Annotated in this window: 12 protein-coding genes; 8 read left to right on the top strand and 4 right to left on the bottom strand. The window is 53.0% G+C overall.

Annotated features, from left to right (window positions below; genetic code table 11):
• Positions 1-218, top strand: a 218-nt coding sequence (locus tag Q1A63_RS25225; RefSeq protein WP_299632704.1) for a hypothetical protein, incomplete at its 5' end; no start/stop codon positions are given.
• A 10-nt stretch (positions 219-228) separates the two neighbouring features.
• Here Q1A63_RS25225 and Q1A63_RS25220 read toward each other — a convergent pair.
• Positions 229-1053 carry a sulfotransferase gene (locus tag Q1A63_RS25220; RefSeq protein WP_298972659.1) on the bottom strand — a complete coding sequence of 275 codons (825 nt, stop codon included), beginning with the start codon at positions 1051-1053 and terminating at the stop codon, positions 229-231.
• A gap of 80 nt (positions 1054-1133) precedes the next feature.
• The gene (locus Q1A63_RS25215; RefSeq protein ID WP_298972658.1) at positions 1134-1964 is read right to left on the bottom strand and encodes a hypothetical protein; all 831 of its coding nucleotides are present in this window, start codon (positions 1962-1964) and stop codon (positions 1134-1136) included.
• A 315-nt stretch (positions 1965-2279) separates the two neighbouring features.
• On the opposite strand from Q1A63_RS25215, the gene Q1A63_RS25210 reads away from it, so the two are divergent.
• The 6 genes from Q1A63_RS25210 (at position 2280) to Q1A63_RS25185 (ending at position 7377) form a co-directional block, all read left to right on the top strand.
• Complete coding sequence (locus tag Q1A63_RS25210) at positions 2280-2762, top strand: MarR family transcriptional regulator (protein WP_298972657.1); 483 nt, start codon at positions 2280-2282, stop codon at positions 2760-2762.
• Positions 2763-3029: 267 nt separating this feature from the next.
• Positions 3030-4343 (top strand): hypothetical protein, encoded by a 1314-nt coding sequence (locus Q1A63_RS25205; RefSeq protein ID WP_298972654.1) that lies wholly within the window; start codon positions 3030-3032, stop codon positions 4341-4343.
• A 417-nt stretch (positions 4344-4760) separates the two neighbouring features.
• Positions 4761-5189 carry a cytochrome c gene (locus tag Q1A63_RS25200; RefSeq protein WP_298976210.1) on the top strand — a complete coding sequence of 143 codons (429 nt, stop codon included), beginning with the start codon at positions 4761-4763 and terminating at the stop codon, positions 5187-5189.
• Between the two features lie 17 nt (positions 5190-5206).
• Positions 5207-5644 carry a cytochrome c gene (locus Q1A63_RS25195; RefSeq protein ID WP_298976208.1) on the top strand — a complete coding sequence of 146 codons (438 nt, stop codon included), beginning with the start codon at positions 5207-5209 and terminating at the stop codon, positions 5642-5644.
• Positions 5645-5728: 84 nt separating this feature from the next.
• Entirely contained in the window at positions 5729-6949 is a 1221-nt protein-coding gene (locus Q1A63_RS25190) for a multicopper oxidase family protein (protein WP_298976207.1), read from the top strand.
• A gap of 20 nt (positions 6950-6969) precedes the next feature.
• Positions 6970-7377 (top strand): cytochrome c, encoded by a 408-nt coding sequence (locus Q1A63_RS25185; protein ID WP_298976261.1) that lies wholly within the window; start codon positions 6970-6972, stop codon positions 7375-7377.
• Here the strand turns inward: Q1A63_RS25185 and Q1A63_RS25180 are convergent.
• Positions 7374-7910 (bottom strand): Crp/Fnr family transcriptional regulator, encoded by a 537-nt coding sequence (locus Q1A63_RS25180; protein WP_298976205.1) that lies wholly within the window; start codon positions 7908-7910, stop codon positions 7374-7376. The two genes, Q1A63_RS25185 and Q1A63_RS25180, sit on opposite strands and share 4 nt — an antisense overlap.
• Before the next feature lie 51 nt (positions 7911-7961).
• On the opposite strand from Q1A63_RS25180, the gene Q1A63_RS25175 reads away from it, so the two are divergent.
• Complete coding sequence (locus tag Q1A63_RS25175) at positions 7962-8537, top strand: hypothetical protein (RefSeq protein WP_298976203.1); 576 nt, start codon at positions 7962-7964, stop codon at positions 8535-8537.
• Positions 8538-8825: 288 nt separating this feature from the next.
• Here the strand turns inward: Q1A63_RS25175 and Q1A63_RS25170 are convergent, their stop codons facing one another.
• Complete coding sequence (locus Q1A63_RS25170) at positions 8826-9935, bottom strand: hypothetical protein (protein WP_298972661.1); 1110 nt, start codon at positions 9933-9935, stop codon at positions 8826-8828.
• Positions 9936-10147 lie beyond the last annotated feature (212 nt).

Below are 10147 nucleotides of genomic sequence, written 5' to 3'. Positions count from 1 at the left end.
TTGCTGCAAAGGAAACGCCGAATTGCGCAATTGCTGCTCAATGCGGGCAGGATAACCTGACACCTCTGAAATTCAAAAAGGAGCCATTCGACACGGTCGCAGCATTGGTCACTTTGGGCTCGAAGCAGTCATCCGAGCGTTTTGGTCGGTTGTCGGCAGCCACCCCGAAGCGGACGTTGGTTTGCGGTGCTCGTTGGCAGCTCAGCGGACTTAGCTGACTGTTGTCCCCTAAATGACCCGTAGACCCGGACGGTTGAACGCCGGATCAGCCCAGAACTCGGTCTGCGCATAGCGCTCAAACAGATCAGGGGGCAGAAGCGGATCACGGGTGCGCGGTGCCACCGCACCTCCGACCGTATGCAGGCCGGGCGTGCCCATGCGGCGGTCGAATTCCGTCATATCATCGCACGGCGCGATATTGTCGGGGTCATGACCGATGAAATACGGCTCGTCGATGAAATCGTAAACTGCGCGCAGCGCAGCGATGGGATCAGCCACCAGCGTCTCGTAACGCAACAACATCAACTTGTCCGAATGCGCCCCATAAACTGCTTCGCGCAGCGCATTGAGCGCATAACCGACCATTCCGTTCAAACCCGCCAGCCCTTCGACACGGCTGTAAATCGTGCCACCCGTCTCGAAGTTGAAAATGCCGGACAGATCAAAGGCATTGCGCTGGATCAGCGACTCCACACTGTCGAGCACCCATGCCGGGTTGCGCACGCAACAGACGACGCGGGCGTCCGGATACATCTGGGCCAACGCAGACATCTTGGTGGTCCACATCCGGTTGGTGTCAAAGGTGATGCTGTCGGGTCGGGCATCCGCGTAATACGCGTCAAATACGCCGTGCAGCAGCTTGCGGCGCATTTCGGTGTCGATGAACAGCCCGTATTCCTTGTTCATCGCGGTTTCGCGCAGCATGGCGTTGAACAGAGGCCCGACCGGGCTCGACATACCCGCGGACATCTTGGGGTTTTGCCGTAGGAGCGCGGACAGCAGCGTTGATCCCGCACGCGGCAGGCCCGAGATAAAGTGAAGCTTTCCTTGCATGGGCGCACCTGTTCTTTGTCAAAAATCAGGCCCCGCAGACTGCCTTGTCCACGGGGCCATAAATTCGGTGTTCCAAGGGATCAGGCCGCGCGCTTGCGCCGCCGCATGACCATGAACCCGCCAAGAGCTGAGCCGAACAAGACCATGCCACCGGGCAAAGGTACCTGAGACGGGGCCGCTGGCAGCAAATCGAGGGTGACAAACGCGCCATTGGTGGCACCGCCTGCGGTGAACATCGAATTCATGAAGCCACCCGACAGATAGGAAGAGCCGCCGCCACCTGGACTAATAGCCCCGCCTCTGGCACCCGTGAACCCACCTCCGCCGCCGCCGCTAAATAATCCCGCCGCTCCGCCGCCGCCAAAGCCGCCGTTTGCGGCACCGATGCCGCCCGCAGCACCGTTGTTGACGCCTTTTCCATCAATTCCAAATCCATGGCCCTGCCCATCTGACAGCAGGCCTCCACCGCTGCCGCCGCTAAAATTGCCAAAAGCAATAGAAAGTCCTCCCTTGCCGCTGCCACCGATGCTCGCGCCGCCCGCGCCACCGCCGCCGTGATTGTAACCGCCACCACCACCACCGGCGATCGCCGTCTCTGTGCCGGATCGGAACATGCTAAGGCCGCCACCCCCGCCGTTACCTCTATACGTTCCACCAGTCCCACCGACCAGAACCTCAAACGAACCCCCCGCTGTCAGGGCGATATCGCCTAATACATAGCCGCCCGTGCCGCCAGACGCGCCACCGCTGGCGCCGCCAAGGGTCACGCGGTAGGTGCCGGTTGTGTCGATGGTCCCGGTCTCAATCCCGCCGGTATAGGTGAAGGTCAAGGTCGCGGCAAGCGCCGGTGCTGCCACGGTCAGCGCAATCACGGACGCCCCTGCGAGCAGGGCTTTTTTGAGGGATTTCATATAAATTCTCCTTAAGTAATCTGGGGTCGCTTTACAAACTTTCAGAACCCTAGTCGGGGCGCTCCTCTGGTCGGATGGTTGACGCCAGGACGCAAGAGTGTGTTCTGCAAGAACATGCCCCAATTAAGCAAAGGCAATATAGCTTGATTGTCAAGATAATTGTTAAACTTGAAACTTGATCATCACTTAGTGGCCAGGTTATCGACGAGGATGTCGTTAGTCTGTAAATGATGTTCAGGGATGTCGGTCAGCGGGCGAACTAGCGGATGATCTGTCTTACTTGCGCAGCCAGCAAGGGCGAAGAACGGAGGTTAAATGTCGGAAAGAGAGACGGATTACATGCCGGAAATCATGATGGACATTCGTAGGTTGTATGAGAGTTTGCAAAAATTTGACATGATTGCCGCCGACGCGCTTGGCCTCAACTTGACTGATCTGCGCGGGGTCAACATTCTGGGTGACGGCCCCTTGACGCCAAAGGAGATCGGCCAGAGGCTTGGACTGACAAGCGGGTCGGTCACCACTTTGATTGATCGGCTGGAACGAGTGAACGCGGTGGATCGGCAGCCTGTAAACGATCGTCGATCAATTCATGTGGTCCTGAAACCAGAGTTTTATGACCGCGCGCGCGACGTGTACCGGCATCTCGGCGAGTCAATAGCAAACGAGATGAAAAACGCGGGCCTCCTTGAGGACCGCTCCACAAGACGCATGTCGGCAACTCTCCTGTCGGGTGTTGAAAGGGCGGTTACAAACCTCCGCGGCGGAGATCATACTTCGAGCCGTGAAAAACACTAAAACGCTCTAGGGAGTTTCCGAAGCAGGCATTCGTGCATGTCGTCGCATCTAGCAAAGTGGGCTCACAGCAGACATTGGCTCCTAATATTTTATCTTCCGCTGTCGGCAACGCGGACGAAGATGCCAATTGCGTAAGAGTGGCTATCCGACAGCGGACTCTAAAGCAACCTGAAGTCACTCAAGATCTCGGCTGTCGACTACTTTACACATGAACAAGCTGCTGCTGCAAAACAGGTTTTCGCCACAAGATCCACAACAAGTTCTAACTTGGTTTTTTTCGAGTTTTATGCGACCGCTACTCCTACCGGCGTCGCTTCCGAAGTGCACAAGCAAGCCACGTGTCAGACAGGATATTCAAGACGGATTGCCATGAAACCCGATTTACAGACTTCATTCAACAAACTCAGAGAAATACGAGATTGCTGGAAGGCGCTGAACCGTCCGAATGAAGAGATTAGTGGTTTCGATTTCGATGATGTCAGTATGGCAATAAATGAGACGCAAGCGTTAGAGTTATTGCGTGGAAAACAACTTGAGGAATATGCAGAATCTCTAATTGAAAGGGTCACACCACCGCCCATCGATCACGAGGAACCTCCTTATTCGGCTCTTGTAGTGCACTTTCACCTAAGCGCAGCAGAGAAAGCGCTTAAGACGTTTCTCCCACGGGCACCAGACACTATCACGCTTGACGCAAATGAGCATGCCCATGAGATCCAACAGCTTCGTGAGTACATAGAGGAAATGAACCAAACTATTCCTCTTCTCGAGCAGCAAGCGTCCGAGATGAAAAAACAAGTGACTGAAGTGAAAGACATTGTTTCGGCGGACCAAAAGGCTTCTCAAGGCATCAACGGGATTCAGCTTGGCCTGTTCGGTGTTACTGCATCAGTTGGAAACATCAAATCGGCTTTGTCCTCCGCATCAAGATCTCTGTCTTTTCCAAGCGATCCGGGAGTCATCTCAAAAGTCGAATCAAAAATCAAGTCAGTACTGGACTGGGCACAGAACGCATATAGGAGGGTATTGGGTGCAAATCCTACTAAAGAAAGTGTGACGCTAGCGGTTACCATAAATCGCCTTGGCAGGAAAGCCGCGCAGGCGCTAACGGTCGCGAAGCAAATAATAATCTCAAACCTAAGACGACGGAACGAAGTTAGTACCAAGAAAATTATGGGCTCATTTTCGGTAAGGGATTATGCTGTCGAGTTTGAAATCGGGGGAAAAGATCTTGAGTACATTGACCGCCTGCTCGAATCATCTGAGGAAGCTGGGTTCGACCATAAAACGTTCTTTGAGCGGCATATCAATACTGAGACTTCAAGTGGATACCCACGAGATGTATTGCAAACGGTTATCTTTAACAGCTTTTTCCTCAAGCGTGAGATGTCGCGTATCGAACCGAAGTTTTTCCCTCGCAATACTGAATACAATAAACGCGCGTGTCAGAACATCCTGAAATCGGTAATGGTGCTTCGTAAGCGGGTTGATGACGAGAACTACATTGGCCCAATAACCCCGCTAGAGGCGCTACACCATCTAGGATATCTGATACCTGAAAGAGATAGGACGGGCCCCTAACAATAGCGCGAGGTCCGACGTTTGTGCAAAATCAATCTAAATCGAATGATCTCAGCGAGCTCTTCCGACGTCCAGATTCCCATTGCGTTCCTGAATCCCTTTTCTCTTAAAGGACAAGAAAAGGGGCCATTCGCTGCAACGCAGAACACTGGAAATGTTGGGCTCACAGCAGACTTCCGACGGTTTCGGTCGGTTGACGGAACCAGCCCGAGACCGACATTGGATTTGCACACCACAGGTCGGGATCGCGGGTAAAGCCGCCTTTCGCTGCAGGCGTATCCAACTCCGCGTTCGTTTTCGCAAGGAGCTTAGCGCGGTAAGCGTGGCAATCTGGATGCTCACGAAAGTGTCAGCTATTCCCACTTGACCTTCCACTTGCTGGAAGCCGCATGAAGGGTAAAATATGGAAATTTCGACATGCGAGCGGTACAGGTTTTGGTCTTTCTTATCGGCGTGGCGGCTCTTGCCTACTGGTTTCTGGTCGAGCCTGAGCCGCAAGCCTCTCAAGTCCCGCGTGAACCCGACCCGGCAATTGCTCAGATCATCGTTCCAGAAAAGCTGTCGGCGAACGCGCAGGTTGGAAAAACAGCATTTGAAGCAGCTTGCGCATCATGTCATGGCGTGAACGCTGTTGGCCAAGTGGATGCGGCTCCCCCATTGGTGCACGTCATCTATGAACCGTCGCATCATGGTGACGAGGCTTTCCAGCGGGCTGTGACAAACGGCGTTCGTGGCCACCATTGGCCTTTTGGAAACATGCCACCAATTGAAGGTTTGACGCGCGGTGATGCTCAGATGATCATCGCTTACATTCGTGAGATGCAACGCGCCAACGGCATCAATTAATCGGGACATTTGATACGATGGTGAAATCCAACATTATTCTCTGCATAGCCTTACTATTCGCCGGAGCTGCCTTTGCTCACTCTGGCGTGAAAAATGCCGCTGTTAAGGCGCGGATGGACGCGATGAGCGGGATCGGGGCAGAGATGAAAGTCATTGGTCAGATGGCCAAAGGCGTGACGCAGTTTGATCAAAACGCAGCGCGTGCGGCTGCCGCTGCTATAGCGAAACATGCGGCTCAAACACCGGCTTTGTTCGAAGCAAAAGAAGACGACCCTAAATCTGAAGCCAAAGCTGAGATTTGGGCAAACTTTGAAGACTTCAAGCAGAAGTCGTTGGAGCTGGAAAACACCGCTCTTGGTCTATCCACGAGTATTACCAATAAAGCTGACCTTGCAATCGCGATGAAGTCTCTTGGTGCAAGCTGTCAGTCTTGTCACAAATCGTATCGAGAGTAGGGACAGAAAATGGATCGCCGAACGTTTCTTTTAAGCACTGGAGCTGTTCTTGCTCTCCCACATGCGGGATTAGCGAGCCCGTCTGTGCTGCGTGCGGAGCCGGTGAAGGCACAAATCCTGCCCGAAGGAGATGGCACGACGGACATGCTTGGGTTCAATGGTTCAACTCCGGGCCCAGAGCTTCGTGTGCGCCAAGGTGAAACGCTGACGGTGCGGTTCGACAACCAAACCTCTGAAGGGTCGTCACTGCATTGGCATGGCATCCGCTTAGACAATGCGATGGACGGTGTGCCTGGCATGACCCAACCTTTGGTCCAGCCCGGGGAAAGCTTTGACTACAGCTTTACGACACCGGACGCTGGCACCTTCTGGTATCACTCTCACAACCGGTCATGGGAACAGGTTTCCAAGGGGCTGTACGGCCCACTTATTGTTGAAGAAGTCAATCCGCCTCGGGTCGATCACGACATCACCGTCATGCTGGATGATTGGCGGATAGAAGAAACCGGCGCGCTGATGGGTGGCTTTGGCAATATGCACGACTTCGCCCATGCCGGACGAATGGGCAATTACGCCAAAATCCTTCCTTCACAAGACAGCGTTCGCATAGGCGACCGGATCAGGTTGAGACTTATCAATTCAGCAACTGCGCGTGTTTTTCCCGTTCGTTTCGAAGGACTCTCAGGACAGGTGGTTGCGCTGGACGGCATGCCACTTGCAACGCCGCGTCCCATAGAGGATTTCGAAATAGCACCTGCGCAACGCGTTGACCTTATCGGTGATGTCACCAGCGCAATCAAATTTCTATTTATCCTGCGCGATGACATTTACGAAATGGGCAGCCTGAAAATCGAAGGTGAAAATCTCACGCCCGCCAATACGCCCATTGAGGCGTTGCCAGCGCCTAATGTTTTGCAGCCAAAGGAAACCCCCGACCAATCATTGAGCTTAAAGATGGAAGGCGGTGCCATGGGTGGTCAGCACGCGGGCGACGATGTTTGGGCCTTCAATGGCGTGTCTGGGTTTAAAGATGCACCGTTTGCCAGCTTCAAACGTGGCGAGACCGCCCACTTCGAACTGATCAACGACACCCGTTTTGCACACGGCATTCATCTTCACGGGCACCATTTCTACGAGTTGAACCAAGATGGATCGGTTGGCGATTTGCGTGATACATCGTTGGTCCAGCGCGGTGCGTCTCAAAAGATTTCCGTGGTTTTCGACAATCCAGGCAAATGGCTGTTGCACTGTCATATGCTGGGCCATCAGGCATCCGGAATGAAAACTTGGGTAGAGGTGCTATGAAGTTTGTGCTGACGACTATCATGGTTTTTGCCACGGGTTTTGCATACGCCGCCCATGAGTTAAATGACCGGGACTTGGAAAGTGGCAAAGCGCTCTACGCAGAGCACTGCGCTTCGTGCCATGGAGCAAGCCTCGAAGGTCAGCCCAATTGGCAGATCGCGAATGAAGATGGGGTTCTGCCCGCGCCGCCTCATAACGAGCGTGGTCACACGTGGCACCATGATAACGCGCTTCTGTTTCAATATACGAAACTGGGAGGAAAAGAGGCTTTGGCAGCTCGGGGCGTGAACGATTTCAACAGCGGGATGCCGGGATTTGATGAATCATTGAGCGATGATGAGATTTGGAACATCCTGGGGTTTATTCGATCAACATGGCCCGCGCGTATCCAGGAAATTCAGGCGGTACGAAATCCTCCGCACAACTAGGATCGCCTGCTTGCCAACTCTCGATAAAGAGCTTCCGGGCTAACCGACAGCTCATGTGCCACAGATTGCCACTCTCCCTTTTCTGGCAAAGGCCCGTACTCGGCCAGCCAAGCATCAAGTCGATCAGCGACGGCGCGCAACGAGCGAATTTCTGCACGCATGCGCGTAATCTGCACCGTGCGCGCTAAGTGGGCAGCCCATTCTTCTGCTAGATCAACGTTGGATCGAAGAGCATCGCGAAACTGAGCGCGGGGCATCGCAGCTATTGTGGATCGTTTCAATGCCAAACAATCGCAATGATAGGCGTCGGCGTAGGCTGAAGCTTCTGCTAGCACTTCGTTGTCGGTTGCACGTTGTAAGTACGCTTGGCCTCCAGACGGAAGCGTGCGAACCAACGCTGCACTTCCTTGCCGAACATAAAATATGTGTGCGACCGGATCGCCAGTTCTGAAAACGGTTTCTCTCGCATCGAAGTGACGATCAGAAGCTTGAAGGAAAAGCGAAATTATCTGAGATGACATGATAAAGATCATATGAAGATGGAATTGGTTGCGCCAGATAAGATGCAACCAACGGAGATATTCATGAAAATCTGGTACATCATCTTTGCAGGGCTCATTTTCGGCGCACCAGTTGCAGCAGAAACCAAAAACCAGCCCTACAAAGGCTTTGACGCACGCGATATCAGCAGCCTTTCAGAAGCAGACATTGAAGCCCTCCAAAGTGGCGCGGGTTGGGGCTTGGCACTACCTGCCGAGTTGAATGGTTATCCGGGCCCCGCTCACGTGCTGGAGTTGAGCGAAGAGCTGGGCTTGAACGAGCGACAAATGGCAAGCGTACGAACGATTTTTGAGGGAATGAAAGAAGACGCAATTGCCAAAGGAAAAGAACTGATCGAAGCCGAGAGGAGGCTAGATGAGGGGTTCAAGTCGGGCAATTTAACAGCAATTACGTTGACTGACTTGATTGCCAAAACAGAGACGGCGCGCGCTGAATTGCGCTTTGTTCACCTCTCGCGCCACTTAAAAACCATTGAGATTTTGAACGACGGGCAAATTTCTGGGTATGCGATACTGCGTGGATATGGCTCAGACCTTTGCGAAGTAGTCCCCGAAGGTCACGATGGTGAAATGTGGCGAAGACACAATGCGTGTGATTGATAGTTTCGAAGCAGGCACTCGCCGCACAAAAGAAAATCGGTAGCTTTGGGCTCCTACCGGACTTCAGATGCGCCGCGGCATCCATACTTTTTGGCGTCCTGACAGTCCTGACAACCGTCACCGACGGCTCTTTGCTGCCGTTGACCAAAACTCTTCATCGCTGCGGCGCGGCCCGTCAAACCGGACTTTAGCTGCGAGTGCAAATTCCGACGCTGGTCGAACTTACAGATCGCGGACAAAGCCCCAATTCACTGCATCGGCGTGAAGGTCTGCTTTGGACAATTTAACTTAAAGGACGGATTTCCAAAGCGTTAGTGAACCGGCCAAGCCAACGACTATTGGAAACGTGGCCACGGCAATTGATCGCGCGTTGACCCATACTCGATGGCTACGATTAATCGTTAATAAATTTGTTGTTTCATGGTGTAATTCTCTTGAATCCCCCGCTGCATCGATACGCTGATGCCTATCATTCATTCTAAGCTGGAAAATCGCGTCTTGTTTTGCAGAAAACACAGGTTCGAAGAAATCTGAATACTGCCAAAAACCATGCTTTGTAGGGGTTTCCAGCCAACGGCCATGTTCATCCAAAACGAACTGACGATCTAGTTCCTTAGTAAGTAGATCAAACTTTTGGGAAAGGTTTTCCAGTAGGTCGCCAACTTGATCGCGGCATTCGTTAAATGTCTTTTGATTGAAACCAAGATTTGAATAAAATTTCTCAGCTTGCTTCACGTCTTTGATCTGGGCCGTCCAATAGCTCCGACGCCTTTTGCTGTCGTCAGAATATTGCCCATCAACGAAGTAGGTGGCATCCGCGTCAAGGATTTTCTTTTCTGCCAAATCGTCAAATTCGAAATTGAAGAGCGTTAGGGCATAATGCTCAGCAAGGAAATCCATTCGGTACGCTATCGCAAGTCGCTCGGTAGTGCGCACAAAATGATCACCCATGACATTGGCAACCCCTTGCGCTTTCCAGTCGAGAGCGGATGCGATGACCAGTATCAAGCATACAATGCCGGTGAACATGGCGAGCAGAACTTTGTTTGATTGAGTAAGTTCGATGGCGATGCCCAGTCCTGCAGGCTCAACTGCGTTTTCGGACACTATGCCGGCTGATATCGCTAGAGACAGCAGCCCAAGGGCGACCGTAACACCGCGAAGTGTTCCGACATGACCCGATACCGCGCGCTCTTCGCGGGCTTCCATTGTCGCAATCAAAGCTTCGCGCGGCTTTGTTAGGTCCGGCCATTTTCCGCGACCCGCAGCTACAAGTGGAAAACTACCCACAATTCGCTGCTTCAGTTCCTTGTGCAGTGCGCGGCGCTCAACCTTGCCCGCATAATACTTAAGCCGCCTATCCGAGGCAGCTGTGTGGCCCAATGATTGGTCAGCCATTTGAAAAGCTCCTTCAGTAGTGTCGAATTGTTACTGATAACTTGGAGCCGATCAAGCTTCGTCCCTAGAGCAGTCGTCTGTACATGGCGCAGCATTGGTGAATACGGGCTCTCTGCCGCCGTCGGAGCGGCCGCAGCATCTTGTTCTTACGTCCGGATCGCGCCGATGAGGACGGCCCTAACCAGCCGTTCATCGAGAGATACGTTGCCGCA

It is taken from the genome of uncultured Roseobacter sp. (assembly GCF_947499265.1).
Lineage (GTDB): Bacteria > Pseudomonadota > Alphaproteobacteria > Rhodobacterales > Rhodobacteraceae > Roseobacter.
Note: the sequence above shows the minus strand (reverse complement) of the source record. Positions and strands in the feature narration are given on the sequence as shown.